The organism is uncultured Caldilinea sp., assembly GCF_937128415.1.
Taxonomy (GTDB): Bacteria; Chloroflexota; Anaerolineae; order Caldilineales; family Caldilineaceae; genus Caldilinea.
Genome location: NZ_CAKZMJ010000007.1, coordinates 70,781 through 96,002, shown reverse-complemented (window position 1 = coordinate 96,002; position 25,222 = coordinate 70,781). Strand labels below are relative to the sequence as shown.

Annotated in this window: 16 protein-coding genes and 1 tRNA gene; 10 read left to right on the top strand and 7 right to left on the bottom strand. The window is 63.2% G+C overall.

What is annotated here, in order from left to right; translation table 11 throughout:
- Window positions 1-165: 165 nt before the first annotated feature.
- Complete coding sequence (locus Q0367_RS01275; protein WP_297640857.1) at window positions 166-3,561, bottom strand: FG-GAP-like repeat-containing protein; 3,396 nt, start codon at window positions 3,559-3,561, stop codon at window positions 166-168.
- Window positions 3,562-3,780: 219 nt separating this feature from the next.
- On the opposite strand from Q0367_RS01275, the gene Q0367_RS01270 reads away from it, so the two are divergent.
- From Q0367_RS01270 to Q0367_RS01225, 10 genes are all read left to right on the top strand, one after another.
- Window positions 3,781-8,121 (top strand): lamin tail domain-containing protein, encoded by a 4,341-nt coding sequence (locus Q0367_RS01270; RefSeq protein ID WP_298980679.1) that lies wholly within the window; start codon window positions 3,781-3,783, stop codon window positions 8,119-8,121.
- A gap of 9 nt (window positions 8,122-8,130) precedes the next feature.
- Window positions 8,131-10,500: a hypothetical protein gene (locus tag Q0367_RS01265; protein WP_297640855.1), complete on the top strand. Its 2,370-nt coding sequence runs from the start codon at window positions 8,131-8,133 to the stop codon at window positions 10,498-10,500.
- Window positions 10,501-10,601: 101 nt separating this feature from the next.
- The gene (locus Q0367_RS01260) at window positions 10,602-11,654 is read left to right on the top strand and encodes an alpha/beta fold hydrolase (protein ID WP_298980678.1); all 1,053 of its coding nucleotides are present in this window, start codon (window positions 10,602-10,604) and stop codon (window positions 11,652-11,654) included.
- A 34-nt stretch (window positions 11,655-11,688) separates the two neighbouring features.
- Window positions 11,689-12,357, top strand: a complete 669-nt coding sequence (locus tag Q0367_RS01255) for an N-acetylmuramoyl-L-alanine amidase (protein ID WP_298980677.1) — start codon at window positions 11,689-11,691, stop codon at window positions 12,355-12,357.
- Between the two features lie 93 nt (window positions 12,358-12,450).
- On the top strand, window positions 12,451-13,869 hold the full coding sequence (locus Q0367_RS01250; protein ID WP_298980676.1) for a putative Ig domain-containing protein: 1,419 nt from the start codon (window positions 12,451-12,453) through the stop codon (window positions 13,867-13,869).
- An 87-nt stretch (window positions 13,870-13,956) separates the two neighbouring features.
- Window positions 13,957-14,030: transfer RNA gene (locus tag Q0367_RS01245), tRNA-Arg, on the top strand.
- A gap of 117 nt (window positions 14,031-14,147) precedes the next feature.
- A complete protein-coding gene (locus tag Q0367_RS01240) occupies window positions 14,148-14,435 on the top strand; it encodes a putative quinol monooxygenase (RefSeq protein WP_298980675.1) in 288 nt (95 codons plus the stop codon).
- Window positions 14,436-14,586: 151 nt separating this feature from the next.
- Complete coding sequence (trxB, locus tag Q0367_RS01235; RefSeq protein ID WP_298980674.1) at window positions 14,587-15,612, top strand: thioredoxin-disulfide reductase; 1,026 nt, start codon at window positions 14,587-14,589, stop codon at window positions 15,610-15,612.
- On the top strand, window positions 15,612-17,219 hold the full coding sequence (murJ, locus tag Q0367_RS01230) for a murein biosynthesis integral membrane protein MurJ (RefSeq protein ID WP_297640892.1): 1,608 nt from the start codon (window positions 15,612-15,614) through the stop codon (window positions 17,217-17,219). Before trxB ends, murJ begins: the two co-directional genes overlap by 1 nt.
- A 447-nt stretch (window positions 17,220-17,666) precedes the next feature.
- Window positions 17,667-17,948, top strand: a complete 282-nt coding sequence (locus Q0367_RS01225; RefSeq protein WP_297640844.1) for a hypothetical protein — start codon at window positions 17,667-17,669, stop codon at window positions 17,946-17,948.
- 126 nt (window positions 17,949-18,074) lie between these two features.
- Here the strand turns inward: Q0367_RS01225 and Q0367_RS01220 are convergent, their stop codons facing one another.
- From Q0367_RS01220 to Q0367_RS01195, 6 genes are all read right to left on the bottom strand, one after another.
- On the bottom strand, window positions 18,075-18,770 hold the full coding sequence (locus Q0367_RS01220; RefSeq protein WP_297640841.1) for a hypothetical protein: 696 nt from the start codon (window positions 18,768-18,770) through the stop codon (window positions 18,075-18,077).
- A gap of 30 nt (window positions 18,771-18,800) precedes the next feature.
- The gene (locus Q0367_RS01215) at window positions 18,801-20,489 is read right to left on the bottom strand and encodes a methylmalonyl-CoA mutase (protein ID WP_297640838.1); all 1,689 of its coding nucleotides are present in this window, start codon (window positions 20,487-20,489) and stop codon (window positions 18,801-18,803) included.
- 57 nt (window positions 20,490-20,546) lie between these two features.
- Entirely contained in the window at window positions 20,547-21,656 is a 1,110-nt protein-coding gene (locus Q0367_RS01210; protein WP_297640836.1) for a carboxylate-amine ligase, read from the bottom strand.
- Entirely contained in the window at window positions 21,653-22,771 is a 1,119-nt protein-coding gene (locus Q0367_RS01205) for a carboxylate-amine ligase (RefSeq protein ID WP_297640834.1), read from the bottom strand. Before Q0367_RS01205 ends, Q0367_RS01210 begins: the two co-directional genes overlap by 4 nt.
- Before the next feature lie 148 nt (window positions 22,772-22,919).
- Window positions 22,920-24,302, bottom strand: a complete 1,383-nt coding sequence (locus tag Q0367_RS01200; RefSeq protein WP_297640832.1) for a hypothetical protein — start codon at window positions 24,300-24,302, stop codon at window positions 22,920-22,922.
- Between the two features lie 306 nt (window positions 24,303-24,608).
- A complete protein-coding gene (locus tag Q0367_RS01195) occupies window positions 24,609-25,025 on the bottom strand; it encodes a hypothetical protein (RefSeq protein ID WP_297640830.1) in 417 nt (138 codons plus the stop codon).
- Window positions 25,026-25,222 lie beyond the last annotated feature (197 nt).

Genomic DNA, 25,222 nt, shown 5'->3' with positions numbered 1-25,222 from the left:
GAACAACGCCGATGACGATGAACATCCGATGCTCAATAGCGTTCCATCTTGCCGTCGGCTAGGCGAATTTTAACAAATGTTTTGGCGACCCGGAGGCGCAGCTCATCGCCGCACTGCTTTCCGGCGTTTCGGTGGCTGGCGGAACGTTTCAACTTCTCACAGGCTTCAATTGCAGATTGCGCCGTTCGAGATGGCCGGCAGATAGACAGACACAGAGGGCGTGAAGTTGCTGTTGAACCTCCCCGGCGTCGGCGTTGTGAAAAAGATCCATTCGGTTGACCGGAACGGCGATCGCCCCCAGGAGACGTCGGGCGGCATCGGCCCGAAGCGCACCTGGTCGATCACCTGGTTGCCGCGTTCGTCCGTGTCATAGAGCACGAGCGTTTCGCCGTCTCGACTCAAACTGAACGATACGTGCAGCGGCCCCTGTTCCGGCTCGCCGTCGGCGATGAAGACCAGATAGCTGTAAGGCCCGATGACCACGCCGTCGGCGACGCGATGTTTGCGCAGGTCGGCGGGATCGTCGGTCAGATACATGCCGCTCATGTCGATGGCGACGCCGCTGGGATTATAGATCTCGAACCAGTCAGGGTATTCCATCGGCTCGTCCGGGTCTTCCATAAACGTGCGATTGTCCGCCATGATTTCGTTGATCACGAGCGGCAACCGGCGATTTTGGCCGGGATCGCTGACGTCGGCCAGGGAGCGCATGTATTCCCCCAGCAATGGAACGCCCGTAAGCGCGTCCTGGGCGGTCTGGCTGTTCACCACAATCGAAACGGTGACGGCGCCGTTTCCACACTGCGCCGCCTGCTCCTCCGCCGTAACGAAATAACGAGTCTCGCCCTTCGGCGGCGTGAGCGGGCCGGGCAGGTTGACGAACAGCTCTCCGTTGTTGAGAAGGAACAGCGTCTCGCGCTTCACCAGGGGGTCGGAGGATGGGTCGAAACGACCGTCGCCGTTGTCCTGATAGATGAGCAGCGCGCCGAACCGTCCCGCCGCCTCCTCGGAGGTGAGTCGTCGGCCAGCCTCGTCCTCGAAGCGCAGCGTCAGCGAGTTGAGGCGCAGCGCCGGGTTCTCGGCGCGACCGCGGTGCGCAAGAACCACGTCTAAAAGCAGCCGTTGATTGCCGAACGCGGCGTTGACCGGCGTCTGCGACAGGCGGAACTGCCCACCCAGGTTCTCGTGCCAGGCGACTTTGCCGTCCTCGCGCGAGGCGGAAAGTGCGTCCAGGTCGCCGTCGCCGTCGAGGTCGGCGACAAAGACGCCGTGTGCCACCTGGGCGAACGGGCTGATCACATGTTCTTTCCACGTCGGAATGACGCCGCCCAGGTTTTCATACCAGGTGATCTGATTGGCGTATTCGACGGCGGCCACAATGTCCATGTCGCCGTCGCCGTCCATGTCGGCGGCGATGGCGGCGTGAACGCCGTAGGCCGTGTTGCTCACTACGTAGCGGTCGAAGCCCCCGCCTACGCGCAACCGGTTGGAAAACCACGCGATCGTATGGTCAAGCTCGGAGGAGGCGATCAGGTCGATGTCGCCGTCGCCGTCGATGTCGGCGGCGTGGATGAATTGCGCGCCTCTGGCGTCGGCGTAGACGGTCTCTTCCGTGAATTGCTTGGGCCGCGTCTGACGAAAGATTGTGACGCGGTTGTCTCGCGCAGACGCCGACATCAAATCGAGCCGACCATCGCCATCCAGATCGGCGGCGTAGGTCGAGCGCGGATAGCGCACATTCTGGCTGACGATATGTTTGACCCACGTGCGCCCCTGACCATCGATGTTTTCATACCAGGCGACCGTGTCGTCGCCGTCGGAGGCGGAATACAGGTCGAGATCGCCATCGCCGTCGAGGTCGGCCACGTTGACGTCGCGCACGCGCAAGGCCGAGTCTGTGACCATGCGCGCAATAAAACTGACTCCGCCGGTCTGCCGAAGCTGATTTTCGTAAAAGACGATGCGGTTGGTGCCTCGATCCGCAGCGACGATGTCGATATCTCCGTCGCCGTCGATGTCGCCGGTCGTCACCCAGCGACCGCCTGTAAAGCTTGCGTCGATCACGAAGGACTCGAAGTTCGGAGGACTGCCTCCCAGGTTGCGATGCCAGGCCACGATCTCGTTGGCCGTCGAGACGATGTCCATCCGCCCGTCATCGTCGATGTCCGCCGCCGCCACCGAGCGCGTCTGCCGATAAGTGTTGACGACGCGCTCCCCCTCCAGCACGGCCGAGCGATGAATCGAGGTGTTGACATGCAGCGCGATGCGATGGTCAAGCCGCGACGCCACGACGACGTCGATGTCGCCGTCGCGATCAAAATCGGCGGCGTGCACCCCGCGCGCGCCCCGCGCTGCGTTGGTGAGCACTTTGCGGGTGAACTGGGGCGGGCGGCCGCCCTCGTTCTCGAAGATCGCCACCGTGTTGTCATCCGAGGAAACGGCCAAAATGTCGAGGTCGCCGTCCCGGTCGATGTCCACCACCTTCACCAACTTGACATGGTCGGCGGTGGTGGTCAGCACATGTTCGACGAAAGCCGCGCCTCGCCCCTGGTTCTCATACCAGCCGACCAGATTTTCGTTTTCCGAGCCAAAGACGATGTCCAGATCGCCGTCGCCGTCGATGTCGCCCACGGCAACCGTCTTTGCGTAGTCGAAACGAGGATCAGGCGCCGGCCCATTGCGGATGAAGCGGCGCTCAAAGGCGGCGGGCCGTCCGCCCAGGTTGCGATACCAGACGATCTGGTTGTTGTTTTCGCCGGCGGCGAGAATGTCCAGCTTGCCGTCGCCGTCGATATCGCCGGTGACGACGGCGACGGCGCCGGAGAGGCTGTCGTCGATCACGCGGCGCGTGAAAGAGGGCGCATCGCCTGCGCCGTCGTTCTCATAGAGCAGCACCTGATGACCATCGCGCGTCGTCACGAGCACGTCGAGGTCGCCGTCCCCGTCGACGTCGGCAGCGTGCACCGCCACCGGATAGGCCAGCCCAACGTCAATGTCGAAGCGGGTGAACTGCACTCTGCCGGCGCTGAGGTTATTGCGCAGCCAGAAAACAACGCCGTCGCTTACGGCTGGAGCCTCCGCCTCCGTGGTCGTAGCCGCCGAAGGCGCCAACGCCCCCACCGCCACCGCCACCGCATCGGTGTAGCCGTCGCGATTGAGGTCGGCCGGGATCGCCATATAGGCGCCGCCTGCAACGGTCAGCACTATGGGTCGAAATTTCAGGTTGCCGATATTGCGATGCCAGACAATTTGTCCGTCCTCGCGCGAGGCGGAGAGAATGTCCAGACGACCGTCGCGATCGAATTCGGCGGACGCCACCGAGTGGGCGCCCAGGGCGTTTTCTGCGATGACGACCTCGCCTGCGAACGGGATGGCGGCGCTTTGCAGCGCAGCGGATTCAAGCAAAGGAGGGGACAGCGGCGTTTGCGTTGCTTCCAGCGCCGCAGATGCGCTGGGGATAGGTGAACCTTGCCCCAGCGCAGAGGATGCATGCGCCGGTGCAGAAGTGAGCAGGATCGCCCCCGCCGTCAACAGCCTCAGCAGAGCAATCAAACGGTTCATGATGAATTGCTTTCTGGAATTTGCACGAAAATCGATCGCGGAACGACGCACCTTGGAAGCCTGATTCGAACGAAACTCAAACTGTTCGCTATAATAGCTGCGTTCGGTCAGCGCGCCAAAGTTCGACATGCGTTCATTTTTTGAGTCTCTCCAGAGTACACAATGAATTTTGAAAATTCCCTGGCAAAAATTCCGAAAAACACAAAGAAATATGTTCAATTGCACCTGGCGTTGATTCTGATCATAGCGCTGCAGCCGCTGCTGGGCGCGCCGCCGCTGCGGGCGGAAGACGACGAACCGGTGGGGCCGGCGGCGACTTCATCGGTGATCATCAACGAGATTCACTACGATTCCTCGCCGGCCAGCTCCTGGAATGAGTTCATTGAGCTGTACAATGGCGGCGCTGCGCCTGTGGACCTCTCCGGTTGGGCGCTGGCCGGCGGCGTGGACTACGAATTCCCCTCCGGCTCCGTGATCGCACCGGGCGGCTACTTGGTCGTCGCCATCAACCCATCCTTCCTGGAGCGCTCCTATGGCGTGCGTGCGCTGGGACCGTTTCGAGGGCGACTCTCGAACGACGGCGATCGCGTGATCCTGCGCGATGCGCGCGCCCAAGAGATCGATCGCGTCGAATACGGCGTCGGTTTCCCCTGGCCGATCGTCGGCTATGGGGTCGAGCGCTCGATCGGGCTGTTGAACCCGAGCGCAGACAATGCGTTGGGCGCAGCCTGGCGGGCGATGGCGCCGACGCCAGGTCGCGCCAACCAGGGCGTCGTGGACAATCTGCCGCCTCTCCTGTTGAGCGTGGAGCATACGCCGCAGGCGCCTACGGCGCGGGATGCGGTCTCCATCCGCGCACGCGTTGTCGACGGCGACGGCGTGCGCCGCGTGACGCTCTGGGTGCAGGTCGTGCCGCCGGGGGGCTACATTCGCATCACCGACCCCGAGTACGCCACCCAGTGGACGGCCTACGAGATGCAGAAGAGTGGCGACGATCTCTACACCTTCGCCTTGCCCGCCTCGATCGTGCGCCATCGCCACCTGATTCGCTATCGCATCGAGGCGGTCGACAACGGCGGCCGCAGCGTGACGGCGCCTTTCCCGGATGACCCGCAGCCGAACTTCGCCCTTTTTGTCAACGACGGCCCTGTGTTGTGGTACGCCGCCGTCAACCCGCATCAGGGCGATCCGAAGCAGGTCTATCGGTTCAACCGGATGCGTCCATTGCCCATCTATCACCTGATCGCCAACCCCGCCGACGTCGCCGACGCGCAGTTCATTCCACCCTCGACGCGCGCAAGCGGCTACATGGGAACCGAGTATCTCTGGCGCGGCACGTTCGTCTACGACGGCGTCGTCTATGACCACATCGGTTTTCGCGCGCGCGGCCAGGTGTACCGCTACGCCACCGGCAAGAACAAATGGAAGTTTAATTTTTTGCCGGGCCATCGTCTGGTTGCAAAAGACAACTTCGGCAATCCCTATCCGGTCTCCTGGGATAAGCTCAATCTATCGAGCGGCATGCAACACGCCAACCGCGGCTATCGCGGGGAGCACGGCGTCTTCGAGTCGCTCGCCTTGCGCATCTTCTCGATGATGGGCGTACCGGCGCCGGCGTCGCATTTTGTGCACTTCCGCGTGATCGACGGCGTCAATGAGATTACCGCCAATCAATATGAAGGGGATTTCTGGGGGCTGTATCTGGCGGTGGAGGAAATCGATCGTCGCTTCCTGCGTGCGCGCGACCTGCCCGACGGCAACCTATACAAAATGAAGGATGGCTTCGGCGACCTCGACAACCACGGGTTGGACCAACCCGCCGACGGCTCCGACCTGGCGGCCTTCATGCAGGCGTACAGCCAGCCCCAAGGCGAGAGCTGGTGGCGCAGCCATTTCAACCTGGAAAATTACTATCGCTTCCGCGCGGCGCTGGAGGCGGTGCGCCACTACGACGTCGACGAGGGCAAGAACTATTACTATTTTCGCGACCCGCAGGATGGCCGCTGGTCGATCTGGCCATGGGACACCGATCTCACCTGGGCGGATCGCTTTTTCGGCCGGGGAAACGAGCCCTTCCGAGACCGCGTGCTGCCGTTCGCCGAGTTCAACAAAGAGTATCAAAACGCGCTGCGCGAGCTGCGCGATCTGCTTTTCAACCCAGAGCAGATCGACCTGCTCATCGATGAAGCTGCAGCGCTGATCGACACCCCCGCCGACGGCCCCAGCATGGTGGACGCCGACCGCGCGCTGTGGGATTACAACCCGATTCTGGTCTCGCGCTATGTGATCGACGACCGTGCGCGATGGGGAGAATTCTATAAATATTCCCCCACCGGCGACTTTCGCGGCATGATGGCCTATATGAAGAGTTGGGCGCGCAGCCGCATGGCCTGGATCGATCAGACCCTGCTCACCGACCGAGGCGCGCCGGCCAAACCTTCCGTCGCATACACGGGGCCGGCCGGCTATCCGGCCGATGCATTGACCTTCACGGCCAGCGCTTTTGCCGACCCGCAGGGCGACGCCTTCGCCGGCGTGCAGTGGCGCGCGGCGCAGGTCGTCTGGCCCGGGTTGCCCGGCTACTCCGCCGATGCGCCGAATCGCTATGAGATCGACGGCGGCTGGACGTCGCCCGTGATGACGCAGCTTGCGCCTTTCCGGGTTCCGCAGGGGGTCTGCATGCCGGGATTCGCCTGTCGCGTGCGCGTGCGCATGATGGACAGCACCGGCCGCTGGAGCCACTGGTCGGAGCCGCTGCACTTTGTGGTGGGGCCGCCGGCGACGCCGCCCACGCGCGACCTCAAAATCACCGAGATCATGTACAATCCACCCGCTTGGGGCGCGGTTCCAGGAACGGAGCTGGAGTTCATTGAGTTCAAAAACACAGGGAACACAACGCTCGACCTCAGCAACGTGCAGGTCGCCAACGGCATCGAATACCGCTTCCCCGTCGGTTTCAAGCTGGCGCCGGGCGAGTTTGTCGTCCTGGCGGAGAATCCGGCGCGCTTCGCCGCGCGCTACAACTTGGAGGCGCACGGCAAGTATAGCGGGCAATTGAGCAACAGCGGTGAGACCATCGAGGTGAACGACGCCTTTGGCCGCGCCATCCTGCAGGTCACGTACAGCGACCGCAACGGATGGCCGGTCGAGGCGGACGGCGCGGGCAAGTCGCTGGCGCCGATCGAACCGAACGCAGGCGGCGACCCCAATCAACCGTCGAGCTGGCGCGCCAGCACTGCGGAGGGCGGCTCGCCCGGCGCCGACGACCCTGCGCCGATCGCGTTGAACGAATTTATTTTCGACCCAACCAGCAAGGCGCTGCGCGCCATTGAACTGTATAACCCGATGCCTTATTCAGTCGATCTGAGCGGCTGGGTGTTGACCGACCGTTGGACGTCCGCTCTCGCTTATGGCGCGAGCGTAGGAGACGTCTCTCGGATTCCCGCAGGCGTCGCCATTGCGCCAGGCGGCTATCGAACGGTGGCGCTGACCCAGCTCACGCGTCCACTGCAGTTTGGCGCAGGGCCGGGCGAAGTGACGCTTGCCGCCGTGATGCGAGGAAATCGCTTCGCAGGCTATGCACAGCGCGTCCAGGTCTATGCGCCATGGCACGCCGACAGCCTGGGGCGAACCATCCTGCAAGACGGGAGCGCCGCTTTCACGCCGCAGGCCAGTTCGCCCGACGCCGCCAACAACGCCCCTCTGTCGGCCCCTGTCGTCATCAGCAAAGTGCGCCTCTTGGGCGAGGCCTCCAGCCCTGTCCAGTGGATCGAGCTGACCAACCGCACCGATGAGGCGATCGCTCTCTACGCTCCCGCCCATGCGTCGGCGACGTGGCTCCTGCCGGAGGTCAATTTCTGGCTGCCGCCTGCGACGACGCTGGCCCCGCGCGGACGTCTGCTCCTCGTAGCCGGATCGCCTGCTGCGGTGTGCGGAGCCGGAACGGCCCCGGCCGGCTGGCGCGTCTCAGGACCGTTGCTGACGGGCGTTCCCACCGGAGGCGGAACTTTGCGCCTGCTGGCGCCAGCCGTGAACGCTTCCATCGGTCAAACGCTTTATCTGCTGGTCGATGAAGTCCGCTATGATGGGATCGAGCGATTGCAGGCGACGTCCGGCGCCGCCTACTGGGAGCGCATCTCCGATGACGCGCCCGGTGTGGACCGCTCCAACTGGAGAGCCAGCGGCGCTGCGTTGACGCCAACCGGAGGCGCCGACGACGGGCCGATCGGCCTGTGCAGCTTCGACGCCTATCGCGTCGAAGGGGGACAGGTGCGCGTCGAATGGACGGCGCGCAACCTGCAGCCGGGGTGGCGGTTGGCGCTCTGGCGCAGCCCTACGTTCGACCGCAGCGCCGCCGAGCGCGTGAACGGGGAGATTCAAAGCGCCGTGCAGATTGCCTCTTCTCTCCACTGGCTGATCGACGACGCAGCGCCGTCCGAAGGGCCTCTGTATTACTGGTTGCAGGTCATTACGCCGGACGGCGAGAGCGATGTAGCTGCGACGGGTCTGCGCAGTCGGTCCAGCCTCGTGTATCTGCCGGTCATTTCACAAACAAGATAAGAAGATCCTATGGCGAGTCCTTTTGAGGGACGACCAACGCGTTTGACGCAATGGCCGGTGTGGGGCGGAGTCGCGCTGACGCTTGTTGCATGTTTTGTGTTATTGCTCGGCCTCAACATGCGTCGCGGCCTCAACCACGATGAGCATCAGTTCGTCGCCAGCGCAGTCTTGATGGCGCGCTATGGGCTGCTCCCCTACGCTGACTTCCCGTATTTTCATGTGCCCGCGCAGACGCTGCTCAACGCCGCCCTTTTCACCGTGTTCGACCGCTTCCTGCTGACCGCCCGGCTCGTTTCTGTGGCGAGCAGCTGGCTTAGCCTGGCGTTGCTTTTCGGGCTGGGGTTTGTTTATGCGCCGTACAGCCGAAGGGGGGCCAGGTTCGGCTATGCGCTGGCGGGCGTGGCGACGCTCATGGCCGCGCCGATGTTTGTGCACACCAGCGGCCGCGCCTGGAACCACGACCTGCCCATGATGTTGACGCTATTGAGCCTGGCGGCATTTTTGCAGGCGGTTCAGCCTTCTCGCTCGTCGCCTCCTTCGATGAACGCGCGCACCGCCGCGTGGACGGCCGTCGCCGGCGCGCTGCTTGGCCTGGCGGCGGCCACCCGGCTGAGCTACGCCTTTCTGGCCCCGGCCTTTGCCGTAGGTCTCTGGTTCTGGGGCGTCGAGGGTGGATGGCGGGCGCGGGCGCAGGCGCTGTTTTGGCTGTTGCTCGGCGGCCTGATCGGCCTGGCGCCGGTCTGGTGGGCGCTCTGGGTGGCGCCGGAGGGTTTTCTCTTCGGCAATGTCGTCTACAACCTGCGTTTGAATCCGCTCTACTATGCGGCGAGGGAAAGCGCAGCATCGATGACGCCTCTGGCGAAGCTGGCCTACCTTGGCGACGTCCTACGCCAAAAGCCGGTCAATCTGATGCTTCCCTTGCTCTTTTTCATAACGCTGCCTCTGGCGCTGCCTCGGCTGCGCACGCGCATGGCGATTCCACTGAAGATGACGCTTCTGCTGCTGCCGCTCGCGCTTTTCAGCGCTATGAGCCCCACGCCGTCGCAGATTCAGTACTACTATGTGCTCTATCCGGTGTTTCTCCTCGGCGTTTTCTTCAGCGCAGCGACGTGGCCTCGCCGACAGCGCTGGACGGGCGCCCTGCTCGGCGCAGCTGCGCTTGCGAGCGTTCCGTTCGTCGCCGTCCAGTATGCGGAGGGAGTGACGACCTTAGCGCAGCCTGCACAATGGCGCCCGGAAAAGGTTCACCAGCGCAGCCAGGGGATCGGTCGGCTCACGGAGGGTGGACGCATTCTGACGTTAGCGCCGATCTACGCGCTGGAGGGCGGCGCAACCATCTATCCGGAGCTGGTGACCGGACCGATGGCATGGCGGGTGGCGCCCCTTGTCTCTCCCGCCGAGCGCGCCCGCTTTGGCTTCGTCGATGCAACAGAGCTGGAGGCCCTGCTTGCGCAACACCCCCCGCGCGCGGTGCTGACCGACTTCGAGGAAGACGACGCCGAGCTGGAACAGGTCTTCATCGACTACGCCCGAACGCACGATTTCACGCCGGTTCCCTTGCCGGGGGAGGGTGTGCTCTGGCTCTCCGGGGTGGCGGAGTGGAACGAGGCCATCCGGCTGGGCGGCGTCGAGCTGCCGAACCGCCCGCTGTCGCCAGGCGAGACGTTTGTCGCCACCCTCTATCTGCTCAAGCGTGGAGCGATTGAACGAGACCTGAACGTGCTGGTGCGTCTGGTGGACGCGCAAGGTTTCGAGGCGGCGCGCAGCGAGGGTTGGCCCTACGGCTCCCCCACCTCCGCCTGGGCCGAGGGCATCATGTGGCCCGACGGCCATCGCCTCATGCTCGATCCGCAGACGCCGCCGGGCGTCTATCGGCTGGAGGTGAGCTTTTACGATCCGGAGACGCTCGCTCCCTTCGGCGGCGTGGAGAGCGTCGGCTACGTGGTCGTGGGGCAGGAGGCGGTGCAGACGCAATCTCTCGAACCGCTGGCGACGTTCGCTCAGGGGCTTGATCTGCTGGCAGTGGACGTAGGCGCAGCGCCCTGGCGACGAGGGGAGCAGATGGTGACGCTGCGCTGGCGGCCCTCCCAACGGCTGGACAAGTCCTACACGGTCTTCATCCATTTGCTTGCGCCGGATGGACAACTGGCTGCGCAGCGGGACCAGCCGCCCTTGCAAGGGTTTTACCCCAGCGATCGCTGGCTGCCCGGCGTCGCCTTCTACGACGCCTACAGCCTGACCATCCCAGACGATGCGGCGCCGGGGCTGTATCGTCTGAGCATCGGATTGTACGATGCGGAGAGCGGCCAACGCTTGCCGTTGCTCCGCCCCGAGGACGGCGTTGACGCCTTTCAGGCGGTTGCAGTCGAGATCAAATAACGCAGCAAATTGCAGGAGAAACGTCCGTCAAACGTGCTTGAATTCAGGCGCTGCATCTGGCTACACTGAAATGAGATGCAGCCCGTTGCACGGAGGCGGATATGAAATTGCCTGAAGATCGCTTTGTCGAGATTGAACGCCTGCGGCTTCGCTACTGGTTGGAAGGCGAAACTGGAGCGGATCTGGTCTTCATTCACGGCATCGGCGGCGCGGTCGACGTCTGGCGCAGGCAGTTCGAGCATCTGCAAGGGACGCATCGCATGCTCGCGCTGGATCTTCCCGGCTGCGGTCGCTCCGCCATTCCGGCCCCCTACCCTCCTGATCCCTTGAGAATGCTGGCTGCGGCGGTGCGAGGCGTAATGCAGGCGGTCGGCATGGAGCGGGCGACGCTGGTTGGCTCTTCGCTAGGCGGGGCCGTGGCCGTGGAGTTCGCCATGCGCTGGCCGGAGATGGTCTCATCGCTGGTGTTGATCGCCCCTGCGGGCATGACGCACCAGGTGGCGTGGTCGCTGCGCCTGATGACCCTTCCCGGCGTGGGAGAACTGTTGACGAGACCGAGCCGAGCTCGCACGGCGCAGGCGATCCGCCAATGCGTCGCCGATCCCGCCGGCGTCGAGGAAGATGACATTGATCGCGCCTTTGCGATGGCGAGTTTGCCAGGAGCGCAGGCGGCGTTCCTGCGCCTCTTACGCGCCTACGCCAGCCTCTTCGGCCTGGACCGCAGAGAGGTGCAGCGTCTCCGCCAGGGGATGCGCGCCGTTCAAGCGCCGACGCTTCTCATCTGGGGCGGGCGCGACCGCATCATCCCGCTTTCCGCCGCCTACGTCGCATTGGAGAACTTCCCCAACGCCGGGCTGATCGTGCGCCCTGAGAGTGGGCATCTGGTCTTCGTGGATGAGCCGGCGTGGTTCAATCGCACGCTCGTCGAGTTCGTGCAAGCGCCGGAGGCGATGCTTGCAGCGCTGCGGACACAGACGTCTGCGCCAGCCGTCGAGCCATTCCCCGTTCCACAGTTGGCGAGATTGCGCGCGCTTCCCGCCATGACCGCATCGGTGCAGATGAACCCGCATGCCAGAACTTTGGCTGCGCTCGCCTTGCTGGCGCTCGTTGCGCTCCCTGTAGGTCGAGGAGCCATGCGGCGCCCGTGGCATTGAATCCGCCTGTTCAGAATTTTAATGGGAAAAACGCATGGACGCCCCGCATCGCATTGACTCCCCGAACTACGACCCCCGTCCGATCGACGTTCGCTTTCTCGTGCTCCATTACACCGCCGTCGACCGGGTGCGCACGCTCGAAATTTTCACCGATCCTGCGCGCAAGGCGGCTGCGCATCTCGTCGTCGATGTGGACGGAACCATCTACGAATGCGTGCCCTGTTGGGAAGGAACGGCGCTGCGCGGCTGGCATGCGGGCGTCAGCCGCTGGCGCGACGGCCAGACGCTCTGGGAGGGGTTGAACGATTGGTCGATCGGCGTCGAGCTGGTCAATTTCAATGGCAATCTCTTTCCGTTCAGCGAGGCGCAGTACGCTGCGTTGGAGGCGATTGTCGCGCACTTGCGGCGTTGCTATCCGGCGCTCGACGACGCCAACGCCGTGCTCGGCCATGAACAGATTGCAGGCTTCCGCGGCAAGGCCGATCCGGGTTGGCGCTTCGACTGGCCGCACTTTTTCGCCGCCTGTTATCCGGGCCAGATTGCGCCCTCGCGTCCGCCCGCCTGCCCGGCGACGCTGCGCAACGCCCTTGCGTCCTTAGCCGAGTTCGCACCGGTTGAGCCAGACGCGGCCAACGCCTTCTGGGAGCGCGTCAGCCTGCTCACGGAGACGGCGGTGGCGCTGGCGCACGGTGATGATTTGTGACCGAATCTTCGTAACATCGTCGGCAACGAGATCGACGGCTGCGGCTGGTGGAGTCCATGCGACTTTGCGCTCTACGCGACCTTCCTGCGCGGGGTGGCGCAGACGCTGCGCGAGGTGGAGCCGCAGACGCGCATCCTGGCTGCGGACTTCTACCAGGGCGATTCGGCTGCGCTGCGCACGCTGCTAGAGGCGCAGCAACAGACGCCAGACCCGGCGCTCTTCGACGTGTTGAGCGTGCACTATCTTGAGGAGGGGGACGGCGAGGCGCTCTCTCCCGACGGCTGTTGCGGCTCTATCGAAACCTACCGCCAGGCCATGCTGCGCTATGGGATCACGCGGACGATCTGGAACACCGAGGCGCTCTCTCCCCTGCGCGGGGGCATCCACTGGCCTGCGAACGAGACGAGCTACTTCCGCGGAGGCGAGGCTGTGCCCCTGCTCTCGCCCGCCAAGACCGTCGCCGGCAACCTGGCCGTCGGTGCGGAGAAGGTTTTCTTCTTCAGCTACAACTACGATCAGCAGCTGCTCGATACGCAGGAAAACCCGGCGCGCAGGTTGACGGAGCGCGCTCTGGCCGTGCGCGCCCTGGCCGATCATCTGCAGACTGCAACGCACCACAGCAGAGTGAGCGAGACGCCCGGCTTCGTGGAAGGTCACTTTTTCAAGAACGGCGATGAGACCATCTTGATGATCTGGAGCAACGAGGCGAACCGCGACGTGAAGGCGACGCTGCACGGCGCCGACGGCCCGGTCGATCTCTTTGACCCGCTGGGAAACGTCTACCCGCTGCGCGCTGACGGCGATCAAGTGCATTTCCGCGTGCACTATGAGCCGCAATTTTTGCGCGGTTTCACAAATCTGCCCATGCTGACCTTTGAGAATAGGACGAACCATGCACCCTTCTTTACGTCACAGCCCATTACGACGGCGAAGGTGGGGCGGCGCTATTCCTACAACGCCGAGGCCTATGACCCCGACCCCACGGGTGAGCGCAACGCGCTGTCGCCGTTGACCTACGCGCTTGAGCAAGCGCCGTCAGGCATGCAGATCGATGCAGACGGCGGGGTGCTGACGTGGACGCCGGCCCAGCCCGGTCGCTTCGCCGTGCGCGTGCGCGCCGAAGACCCGCAGGGATTCGCTGCAACGCAGTCGTTCGAGATCATCGTGGCGGGCCAGAATGAGAACGCTGCGCCGCAATTTCTCTCCCGCCCGCGCACCGCCTTCGGCGCAGTGGAGCTGCCCTTCGCCTACAACGCCAACGCCACGGACCCGGATCAGGGGACGCTCGTCTATCAGCTCACGCAGGGGCCCGCCTGGCTGACCATCGACCCGGCCACCGGCTATCTCTACGGCGTTCCGAACGAGGCAGGTGCATTCCCTGTGAGGGTGCGCGTCGTCGATGCACAGGGAGACGAGGCGGAGCAGCAGTTTACGCTGCGGGTGCAAGGCGCAGGCCTGCCCCCACCTGTCGTCGGTCCGCACCGCATCCATCTGCCCTGGGTGCGGCGGTGATCGACTTTGCGCCTCAACAGCCTTGCATGACGCCCAAGGCTTTGACGACTTCGCCGGGCTATGCTATGGTATCCTACAGCAGTAGTTGCCCGCGTAGCTCAGCAGGATAGAGCGAGGATCTCCTAAGTCCTAGGTCGCTGGTTCAAATCCAGCCGCGGGCGCTCTTTTTTTGCACCTTCGCCGGCAAGAGCGCACCGCAAGGCTTCACAGCAAAAAGACTCTATTTCGGCGGCGCAACGCCGTTTTGATCGCAGATGCATGAATGGAAGGATGTGCATATGGCTACAGGATTGGTCGTTCTCCTGGAAATTGCGCCGGGCCGTCGCGATGAGTTTGTGGAGCTGGCGCGCGCCCACGCACAGCGCTCCCTGGCGCTCGAAGAAGGCCGCTGCCTGAACTTTGAGGTCTACGTGCCCGTCGAAAGCGAAACGCAGGTGATTCTCGTCGAAAAGTATGTCGACGACGACGCGTTGCAGGCGCACTGGGACTCCGCGCACATGGCGGCCTATCTGGCGCGCGTGAGCGACCTCATCGTCAGTCGAACTCGCTACCGCTGTCAGGTGTAGGGACGGATGGAGTCTCCCTCCGATTTGCCTTAGCGTGAAATGCGCCTTACCGTCGCCGCTGTTTGGCCTGTGATACGCTTCCATCTATACTGCGCTACAGAAAATGTAGCAACGACCCGATGGAAAAGTGCAAGCGATAAAGGAGAGCAAAATGACGACGACCAATGGTCATGGCGATACACAAAAGATTGAAAACGTGATTGTCGTGGGCAGCGGGCCGGCAGGCTTCACCGCCGGGCTGTACGCTGCGCGCGCCAATCTTTCGCCGCTGTTGATCACCGGCAACGAATATGGCGGCCAGGTCAGCATCACCTACGATATCGAGAACTACCCCGGTTTTCCGGAGAGCCTGAGCGGGCCGGAGCTCGTCGAGAAGTTCAAGGCCCAGGCGGAAAAATTCGGCACGCGCGTCGAGTTCGACTACGTCACCGAGCTTGTGCTCGACCGCCATCCCTTCCTCGTGCGCACCGAAAGCGGCGCCGAATATCAGACCCGCGCCCTGATTCTCTGCACGGGCGCGCGGCCGCGCTACCTCGAAGTGCCCGGCGAGAAGGAGTTCACCGGCAAGGGCGTCAGCTACTGCGCCACCTGCGACGGCTTCTTCTTCCGCGGCAAGGATGTGATCGTCGTCGGCGGCGGCGACAGCGCGGCGGAAGAGGCGCTCTTTCTGACGCGCTACGCCAGCCGCGTGCGCATCCTGCACCGCCGCGACAAGTTCCGCGCCAGCAAAATCCTGCAGGATCGCGTCTTCGCCAACGCGAAGATCGAGGTGATCTGGAACACCGTAGTGACCGAAATTTTCGGCGAAAACGGGACGGTCACCGGCGTCAAGACGCGCAACACCGTCACCGGCGAAGCAGGGGAGCTGAAGACCGACGGCGTCTTCATCTTCATCGGCCACATCCCGAACAACGACCTCTTCCACGGCAAATTGGACCTGGACGAAGACGGCTACCTGATCACCGACCGCAAGATGCGCACCAATGTGCCGGGCGTCTTTGCTGCAGGTGAAATCCAGGACAAGGTCTTCAAGCAGGTCGCCACCAGCGTCGGCCAGGGGTGCGCCGCAGCGATGTCGGCGACGCGCTTCCTGGAGGAGCTGGAGGCCGGCCACGCCATCGACCTGCGCACCGACCCGCGCGAGTTTATGACCCCGCGTGCAGCCGTCATGGCGTGATGGTGGACACCGGCAACGAACCCTCCCCTTCAGAGGAACCTTCTCCTGCAGCGACGCAAGGGCTGGCGCGCTCGGCGAGCCTGCTGGCGATCGGCAGCCTGGTCAGCCGGGCGCTCGGCCTCCTGCGCGAGATGGTGATTGCGGCGCTCTTCGGCGCCACCGGTCAGGTCAGCGCCTTCCGCGTGGCTGCGCAGGTGCCGACGCTGCTCTACGACTTCCTGGTCGGCGGCATGTTGAGCGCGGCGCTTGTGCCCGTGCTCAGCGACTACGCCCGCCGCGGCCGTCGCGAGTTCACGCACTTGGTTGCTGCGTTGCTGGCGCTCTTCGTCGTCTTGTTGACCGCTCTCGTCATTGCGCTGGAGCTAGCCGCGCCGCTGCTGGCCCATCTGCTGGCCGGCGGCTTTCGCGCCTCGGAGCCGGCGTTGTTGGAGCTCACCACGCAGTTGATCCGCTGGACTGCGCCGGTGGTCTGGCTCCTTTCGATGGCGGGCGTGATGATGGCGGTTCTGTATGCGCAGCAACGCTTCACGGCGCCTGCACTCGCCACCGCCATCTTCAACCTCGGCATCGTCGTCGCTGCGCCGCTGCTTGCGCCGCAGATCGGCGTCTTCAGTCTTGCGGTCGGCCTTTTGCTGGGCAGCCTTGCGCAACTGGCGCTCATGACCTTCGACGCCCGTCGCGCCGGCCTGCTGATCCGTCCGCGCGTCGACTGGCGCCACCCTGCGCTGCGACGCATCTTCTGGCTCTATCTGCCGATTGCAGCCGGGCTGGTCGTCAGCCTCTTTCAGGTGGGGCTGGATCGCCGCCTGGCCAGCGGCGCAGGGGAGCAGAGCATCGCCTGGATGGCCAACGCCACGACGCTACAGCAGATGCCGCTCGGGCTGATCAGCGTGGCGATCTCGCTGGCCGCGCTGCCCCGGCTGAGCCAGCACTTCGCCGCCGGCGACGAGCGCGCCTATCGCCAGACGTTGGCGCGCGGGTTGCGCATGGTGTGGATGTTGGTTTTGCCGGCGGCGTTGGCGCTTTGGGTGCTGGCGACGCCGGTCACCCGGCTTCTCTTCGAGCGCGGGGCCTTCACGCCGATCGACACCGAGCAGGTGGTGCGCGCGTTGAACGTCTATCTGATCGGGATGCTCTTCGCCGCCATCGACTTCCCGCTCAATTTCGCCTTCTATGCGCGCTTCAACACCTGGCTGCCCGCCGCGGTGGGCGTGCTCAGCGTGCTGATCTACGCCGTCGTCGCATTGGCGCTGCTGCAACGCATGGGTTTTCTCGGCCTGGTCTGGGCGGATACGGCCAAGCAAGCCGGCCACGCCGCCATCATGGTGTTCCTGCTCTGGCGGGTCGTTGGGCGACTCGGCGCACAGACGCTGGCCGGCTTCGCCCTGATCTCGCTGGCCGGCGCGGCGATGGCAGGCGCCATGATTGTCCTTGCTGCGCTGCTGGAGCGTTGGGCGCCTGGAGGAGCAGGCGGCGCATTGCTCACGGTGGTCGCAACGGGTGGCGTCGGCCTGGCGGTGTACGCCGGCGCACTCTTCGCGCTGCGGCTGCCGGAGGCGCACGCTCTGGCGGCGGTTGTCCGCGCCCGGCTTGCGTTGATTCAATAACGCGCGTTGCGCAGAAAATGCTCGCCCTTTTTGAGCAACCGGACGTCTCCAATCGCTCGCTTTTCTCCCCCGCCCCTTGCTTCGCTTCCGCCATCGGCCTGGCGGCCGGGTGCGAATATCACCACAAAGGCGCAAAGACGCCAAGAAACGCGGGGATTTGGCGTTTTTTCCCTCGCTTTTGAGTCTCCTTTGCGCCTTGGCGTCTTTGTGGTTGCACCCTCGCCTGGACTCTGGCAGCGCCTTCGGCGATCGGAGTGAGAGGATGTTGAATATCATCCTGAAACGGGCGGGTTGGATATCAGACGGATGCATGTGCAGACAAAGCAGGCGAAGACTTGGGGAACTTGCCGGATGGGGTAAAATAGGGATGAACGGCCGCTGAAAACGCCGTGCCGATCGGTTGAACAGATGTCCAACAATAGAATTAGAGAATCGAAGGAACGCAATATGACGCCCAGCAAGACACGACGCCCCGTCAAGGGCAGGAGCGCCGCCAATCCGAGCAACTACAGTCAGCTTTACAAGCAAAGCGAGCAGAACCTGCTGCAGGCGGCTGCGCGCGCGGCGGAGGCTGCGCCTGTGGCTTCATCCGGCGCAGCGGCGCAGCGCCTTGCAGAAGAGGTCGACTGGCGAACGGAATATGGATTCGTCTTCGCCGATCTGCGCCGCCTTCTTATAATTTCCGTGGCGCTCTTTGCGGCGATCATTCTGATTGGCTTCTTCTTATAGGTTCTGATGGGAGAACCTTCGGTCGCCGCCCGCCGCCAGGAGACAGGGATGTAAAACATGATGATGTGACGGGGAAACCTGTTGAAAAAGTTACGTAACGGATTGTTTCGTTTGAATCTCCGGCGCTCATTTTAAGCGGCTCTTTTCTGTAGATTCCGCTCGCTGCATTGCGCCATTCGCAGAGTGAATCATCAGCGTCCAACTTAGGGCGTGCAGCGCCCAGCAGAGCCAGAAATTGCGCGTGTAGAAAAAGAGGATGGAGGTCATCGCCAGGATGGCCAGCTTCACCAGGCGATGGAGCGCCGTAGGTTGATGGAACGCAGCCATCGGCGCAGCCAGCAACGCGGCGAGCCACACCGCCCAATATCCCGGCGCATCGAGTGCAATTGGAAGTGTGACAAAAAGCTCGTCAAGCGCTCCTCGCAGAAAAGACCAGAAGAACTCTTCAGCCCCACATAGACCGATGAGCCCCAGAGAATCCAGCCATTGTCCCAGGTCTGGGCGGGCGGCTCTCTTTTCTGGTGAAGCGCCCGTCCATGTCGACGCCGCGCGCGCCAGCAAAGCGAAGGCAAGCAATCCCAAGGCAAGCCCCACGCCAATGCGCAGGCTCACCGCCCAGTTGATGGAAGCGAGCCCCATCAACCGGGGAGAGACGCCGCCCGCAATCAGCGCCAGATAGGGCGTCAAGACCCAGTACGCCGGCATCAGGAAGGGCTGTGCAGCCGAAGGCAGATAGGGTTTGGCGCTCAGCGCGGCGATCCCTAGAATGAGCGCCATCGCCAGCCAGAAGCCGGATGCGTGAAAGCTGAGAAAAGCGTCCATCCATCCTATTGTACAGGATCGCTGCGTTTTCTACAGGATCACCGGCTCTTCATAGACGCCCCATGCCTCACGCAGCACGTCCATCATTTCCTGCAAAGTGGCGTATTCGTTGACGGCGTCCAGGATCGGCGCCATCAGGTTGACGTCTTCATGGCGGGCGGCGCGCGCCAGCTCGGCGAGGCGTTGGCTGACGGCGCGGTTGTCGCGGCTGCGCCGCACTTCGTTGAGCCGCGCCACCTGCCGACGATAGCCGTCGACGTCCATCTTCAGCAGCGGCGGCGTCGGCTGTTCGCCGCTGACAAAGTCGGTCACGCCCACGATCACGCGGCGACCGCTCTCGACCTCGCGCTGAAAACGCACGGCGGCCTCCGCAATCTCGCGTTGGAAGAAGCCGTCTTCGATGGCGGAGAGCACGCCTCCCCGCTCCTCGATCTGGCGAAAATAGGCGCGCGCCTGGCGCTCGATCTCGTCGGTGAGCGCCTCCACGAAGAAGGAGCCGCCCAGAGGATCGACCGTGTTGGCGACGCCGGTTTCGTGCGCAATGATTTGTTGGGTGCGCAGGGCGACGGTCACCGCCTCCTCGCTGGGCAGGGCCAGCGCTTCATCGAGCGAGTTGGTGTGCAGGCTCTGCGCGCCGCCGAGCACCGCGGCCAGCGCCTGAATCGCCACGCGCGCCACATTGTTGAGCGGCTGCTGCGCCGTCAGGGTTACGCCGGCCGTCTGTGCATGAAAACGCAGCATCCACGAGCGCGGGTTGCGCGCGCCAAAAGTCTCGCGCATCTCGCGCGCCCAAATGCGTCGCGCCGCCCGATATTTGGCGATCTCCTCGAAGAAATCGTTGTGGGCGTTGAAAAAGAAAGAGATGCGCGGGGCGAATTCATCGATCTCCAGGCCGCGCGCCAACGCCCAACGCACATACTCGAAGCCGTCCGCCAGCGTGAAGGCCAGCTCCTGCACGGCGGTGGAGCCCGCTTCCCGAATGTGATAGCCGGAGACCGAGATCGGGTTCCAGAGCGGCATTTGCCTGGCCGCGAATTCAACCGTATCGGTCACCAGCCGCATCGAGGGCCGCGGGGGGAAGATGAACTCTTTCTGGGCGATGTATTCCTTAAGAATGTCGTTCTGCAAGGTGCCGCCGAGCCTGGCGCGCGGGACGCCCCGCTTTTCCGCCGCAGCGATATACATCGCCCAAAGGATGGCCGCCGGACTGTTGATGGTCATCGACGTGGTGATGTCGGCGAGCGGCAGGCCATCGAGCAGAATCTGCATGTCGGCGAGCGAGGAGCAGGCCACGCCGCACAGCCCAAACTCGCCCTCGGCTTCCGGCGCATCGGTGTCGTAGCCGTAGAGCGTGGGCATGTCGAAGGCGATGGAGAGACCGGTCTGACCCTGTTCGAGCAGATAGCGAAAACGTCGATTGGTCTCTTCCGCAGTGCCGAAGCCGGCGAACATGCGCATGGTCCACAGCCGGCCGCGATGGCCGGTGGCGTGCACCCCGCGCGTGTAGGGATATTCGCCGGGCATGCCCAAGTCTTGGCCGTAGTCGGCGTTGGCGTTGTGGAGCGGCGTATAGACGCGGTCGATCGGCACGCCGGAAATCGTGCTGAACTCTGGGTGACGCTCCGGGAAGCGCGCCATCGCCGTGCGCAGCGCCTCCTGCTCCCAGGCGGAGACGCGTTCAGCGAGCTCGGCGAGCGCCCTGTCATCGTAGAGTTTCATAGCGTCCTTCTCTTCCCCACACTTTCCAATGCAGCGACCCGATAGGATAAGTTTGCGCTACAACCCTTCTTTCGTTTCGGCGATGAGGTGATCGACGACGGCTTTCAGATCGCCGTCGCTGGCGTCGAAGACGCGCAACTGACGGTCGGCGCTTGTGCCGTGGATCAGAATGTCTTCGATCGGTCGCAGGAAGGATCGAATGCCTAACTCATCGATTTCTTCGCCGATCATCTCGAGCAGCTCGCGGATGAGCGCGCGCGTGGGCAGCTCTTCGGTCTTGCCGAAGTCGATCATCTTGCCGTCGACGCCGTAACGGGCAGCGCGCCAGCGGTTTTCGTCGATCAGCTCGGTGCGATAGACCCGAAAGGTGATGTTGCGCTGGCGCAGCTTCCAGAGCCAGAGCACCAGCGCCTGGAAGAGGCCCGCAATCGCAATCGCTTCATCGACGCGCGTGCAGATGTCGCAGATGCGAAACTCCAGCGTCGGGTATTTGTGATGGGGCCGGCAGTCCCACCAGATTTTGCTGGCGTCGGGGATGCAGCCGGTGCGCACCAGCGTGCCGACCAGATTGTCCCAGTCGGCGACGGTGCGGCAGATTTCCGCAGTGCCGGAGCGCGGAAAGTCGGCGAAGACGGCGGAGCGATAGCTCTTCAGCCCGGTCTTGCGACCCGACCAGAAGGGGCTGCTCGTGCTCAGCGCCAACACGTGCGGCAACATGTAGCGCACCACGTTCATCGTGTCGATGGCGAAGGCGCGGTCTTCGATGCCGATGTGCACGTGCATGCCGAAGATGAGCAGTCGCTGCGCCAGCATCTGCATCTCCTCCAGGACGCCTTTATAGCGCGGCAGCGGCGTGACCGGCTGGCTGAGCCAGCGACTGAAGGGATGGGTCGCCGCGGCCACGACGGCCAGCCCTTTCTGGCCCGCCAGATCGACGATGAAACGCCGCTGCTTGATCAGCTCCTCGCGCGCCTGCTCGACCGTACGGCAGACCGGCGTGCCCATCTCGACCATGGCCTGATGCAGCTCCGGCTTGATCTCGCGCTCGACCATGATCACGCGCTCGCCCTCAATGAACTGCGTGATGAATGAACGCAGCTCGCGCGTCTCCGGATCGACGATCTGATATTCCTCTTCGATTCCAATCGTGAGCGATGGCCGGATCATGCCAGGTTCTCCGTTTCTGCAATCAAAAAATCGACCACGCTGCGCAGGTCTTCGCCGCTTGCGCGCCAGATAGCCAGTTGCTGATCGGCGGCGCTGCCGCGCTCCAAAATCGTGTAACAGTGCTGCAGTTCATACCAAGAGCCAAGCCGACGCGCCAGCGGCTCCACCCGTTCAAGCAGCTCTTGAATCAACGCACGCGCCGGCAACTGCTGCTCTATGCCAAAATCGATCAGGTTGCCGTCCAGACCGTAGCGAACGGCGCGCCACTTGTTCTCCGCAATCAGCGTGCGCTCGTACAGCCGGAAGGAAAGGTTGCGCTTGCGCAGATCCACCATCCAGGCCACCGTCGCCTGGATCAAGGCGGTGACCGCCAACACGTCGCGCACGGAAGGCATCATGTCGCACATGCGAAAGACCAGCGTCGGGAAGCGATAATGGGGCATGACGTCGTATAGGATGCGCCGAGGGTCGGGGATGCTGTTCGTGCGCAGCAATGTGTCTACATAGGTGCGATAGTCATGGTAGCTGGAGAAAGCGCCGGGGATGCCGGTGCGCGGCAGAGAATCGACCAGCACCGACCGGTAGCTTTTCAGGCCGGTGTTGCGTCCAAGCCAAAAGGGGCTGCTCGTGCTCAAACAAAGGATGTGGGGGAGCACGTAGCGGATGGTGTTCATCACATCGATCGCCAGATCGCGGTCTTCCACGCCGATGTGCACCCGCAGCCCGAAGGCGAGGATGCGCCGCGCCACCATCTGCGCATCCTCGGCCATCTGTCGGAACTGCGCCAGCATCTCCTCGCGACCTTCCCAACGGCTGAAGGGATGGGTGCCTGCGCCGGCCACTTTGAAGCCGCCCTTTACGCCCAGCTCCAGCATCTGCTCGCGCACGCGCAGCAGCTTTTCGCGCGCCTCGTTGATGTCTGCGCAGACGGGCGTGCCCACCGAGACGGCGCCTTCCCGGATCAACGTTGCAAGCTCGGTGGTCGGCGTGCGCTCGTTGACCACCATCTTTTCGCGCGACATCGACTGCGTGGCGTACCCGAGCAGCTCGCGCGACTCGGGGTCGATCAGTTGATATTCCTCTTCAATGCCGATGTTCAAAGAGGGATGATACATAGGGTTCGGCTCCAAAAACAGAGATGGGAGATGGCATCCTGGAGACAGAATTCCCTGCTAAGGCGAAACGCTCAATTTCGCTGCAGAGACGCAAAGCGAGCTGAAGGATTTCAACCAATTGCGCTGTTACACTTTTCCCTTGCTCCTCTCAATCTTTCTTATCTACAATAAAGGCCGGAACGACCGAACCCCCTCCCGCCGTGACATTGAGCAGCGTCACTTTGCTCAGCCGCACCAGACAGCCATCGATCGTGTCCCCGTTGAAGATGAAAGGATCCGAATCGACCAGCCGACCGCTGATGTCCAGCGAGCCGTCGGGCAGAAGCGCCGGGAAATCTTCATACGCGATCACGGCGCGCGCCTGCACAATGGCCGGCTCTTCCAGCGCAGCTTTCAACGCGGCGTCCCATTCGCTCTGCTCGCATTCCCAGCCGATCAGCACGCCTTTGCCGCCATATTCGTCGTTCGGTTTGAGCACAAGTCGTTCCCTGTGCTCGCTTGCCCAGGGCAGCAGGTCGATCGTCTCTCCCTCCGGCGAAAGCGTGGTGCGCTCCTCGACCACGCGCGTCCACGGAATGTGCTGGCGGATGGCCTCGCGCTCGACGGGCGTGAAGAGATGGGCGTTGCGTTCGTCGGAGGCCACGGCGAAGCTGGCTTTTTTGTGCACCAGCTTGCAGGTGAATGGATTCGCCATGCAGATGGCCCCTGCCTTGAGCGCATCGATGATCGGATGATTGAGCCCGTAGCGCTGCAGCAGCTCGGTGGTCAACACCCGTTTATAAACATAGTCCACCGGTCGACCGTCGGCGTAGAGCACGCCCCCGCGAAATTCCATCTCGCCCGGGTCGCAGATGGTGGCGGTGACGCCGTAGCGGGCGAAGTAGCGCACGAACAGATGAAACTCGGTTGTCGTCGGCACACCCTTCCAGTCCACGATGACGATGTCCGGCAGTTTACTGCGATTGCCGCGCCACTGGTAGTAAATGCGCAACAGGGCATCGACCGCGCTGCGCCGTCCTACATCGAGCGGCTCGACATAATAGCGTTCGGCGAACGCCTTCATGAGCGGCGTCTCCAGAAACAGCTCACACAGCACGTCGCTGTAGGCCATGCTGGCCGGACTTTCGCCGTTCAGTTCGACGTAATTGAGGTGGTAGCTTCCGTCATCCCGTACGGTGAAGAAGCTGTCCAGGCGGGCGGTGGGCAGGATCGCGTCGAAGCCGGTGGGAATGTGAATCAGCGTCTCCTCCTCCGGCGTGAGACGCACCTGGCGGCGCAGCTCCGGGTCGGCGAGCATCGCCTCCGCCATTTTGCGAAAGACGCCTAAGGTCACAGTGCTGCGCCAGCGCAGATAGTGCCAATCCATGCCGGTGTGAAACAGAGGGCGCAGCACCGTCGTCAGCGGGCGGTCGCCGAAGACCAGCCCGCGCGCAGAAAGACCGGGCAACAGCACGTCCCACGTCTCCTGCGCCATGGCGCCGGTGGTGCAGAGGGCATGATAGAAATCGATCGCTTGTTGTCGTTGGCTCATACAGGTTTTGCGTCGAAGAGGATGGATGGGTCTGTTGCAGTTGCCAACATTATAGCTATCTTGACCTGGGATGCAAACAGAAAATCGGCAGCTCAATGACAGAGGGCGATGGGTGCGCCCATCGCCCTCTGTACACAAAGGAGGAGGAAGAAACATCTATAGTAAACTGCATTTTCCCTCTGCCCGACGTGAGAAAGTGTACAATCATTATATTTTGCTTACGCAGAGATGCGGAAGAGAAGCTCCGCCCGAAGGAAAGGAGAGCGTTTTTCCGGCAACTTTTTGGGGCGCCGCGTCGTACTGTTTTTAGTCTCGATAGGGAGCGCGCAGAAAGCGCAAGGGGGCGACGGCGCCGATCAGCCAGATGACGAAGAGGATGAGCATGGCGGCCTGGGCAGGCCAGGAGAAAGCGGCCATCTCGCGTTGTAGATAGGCGACGACAACCAGCACGGCGGGCAATCCATTGCCCAGGGCGCAGGTCGCCAACGCAGACAGGCCGATCGTGCGTTCGCCGGAGGCGAGGAGGTAAAAAAGCCCTAAGGTGAGCAACCCTGCGCCGGCCAGGCGCAGCGGCCAGAGAGGGCCGACGCCAAGCCCCATCCATTCGATCAGGGATGAGGGGGGCCAGAGGAGAAAAAATGTGCCGGTGGCGAGGCTGGCGGCGCCGCAGAGTCGCAACACAACGCGCAGGGAACGAAAGGGATCGCTCAGCGTGTAGGCCATAGCGTCTTATTCTGGCCTGAGCGAAGCCGGCTTGTCAATTGCCGGGGAGGCAGGAAGAAGATTCGCCGATTTTTCGGATTTCGATGAAGTTTGTCGGCGAGGATAAACGTCCTGGCTGATCGCGAAAAACCGCAAGCTTCTGCGAGATGGCGCCGAACGTTTTGCATGAAGCTGGAATCAACGGAAAGAGTTGCTCG

Coding starts and splice junctions, on each gene's coding strand:
- Q0367_RS01255 (WP_298980677.1), top strand. CDS start 11,689: ATGGACGCCCCGCATCGCATTGACTCCCCGAACTACGACCCCCGTCCG.
- Q0367_RS01195 (WP_297640830.1), bottom strand. CDS start 25,025: ATGGCCTACACGCTGAGCGATCCCTTTCGTTCCCTGCGCGTTGTGTTG.
- Q0367_RS01260 (WP_298980678.1), top strand. CDS start 10,602: ATGAAATTGCCTGAAGATCGCTTTGTCGAGATTGAACGCCTGCGGCTT.
- Q0367_RS01240 (WP_298980675.1), top strand. CDS start 14,148: ATGGCTACAGGATTGGTCGTTCTCCTGGAAATTGCGCCGGGCCGTCGC.
- Q0367_RS01200 (WP_297640832.1), bottom strand. CDS start 24,302: ATGAGCCAACGACAACAAGCGATCGATTTCTATCATGCCCTCTGCACC.
- Q0367_RS01215 (WP_297640838.1), bottom strand. CDS start 20,489: ATGAAACTCTACGATGACAGGGCGCTCGCCGAGCTCGCTGAACGCGTC.
- Q0367_RS01265 (WP_297640855.1), top strand. CDS start 8,131: ATGGCGAGTCCTTTTGAGGGACGACCAACGCGTTTGACGCAATGGCCG.
- Q0367_RS01205 (WP_297640834.1), bottom strand. CDS start 22,771: ATGTATCATCCCTCTTTGAACATCGGCATTGAAGAGGAATATCAACTG.
- Q0367_RS01275 (WP_297640857.1), bottom strand. CDS start 3,561: ATGAACCGTTTGATTGCTCTGCTGAGGCTGTTGACGGCGGGGGCGATC.
- trxB (WP_298980674.1), top strand. CDS start 14,587: ATGACGACGACCAATGGTCATGGCGATACACAAAAGATTGAAAACGTG.
- Q0367_RS01225 (WP_297640844.1), top strand. CDS start 17,667: ATGACGCCCAGCAAGACACGACGCCCCGTCAAGGGCAGGAGCGCCGCC.
- Q0367_RS01220 (WP_297640841.1), bottom strand. CDS start 18,770: ATGGACGCTTTTCTCAGCTTTCACGCATCCGGCTTCTGGCTGGCGATG.
- murJ (WP_297640892.1), top strand. CDS start 15,612: ATGGTGGACACCGGCAACGAACCCTCCCCTTCAGAGGAACCTTCTCCT.
- Q0367_RS01210 (WP_297640836.1), bottom strand. CDS start 21,656: ATGATCCGGCCATCGCTCACGATTGGAATCGAAGAGGAATATCAGATC.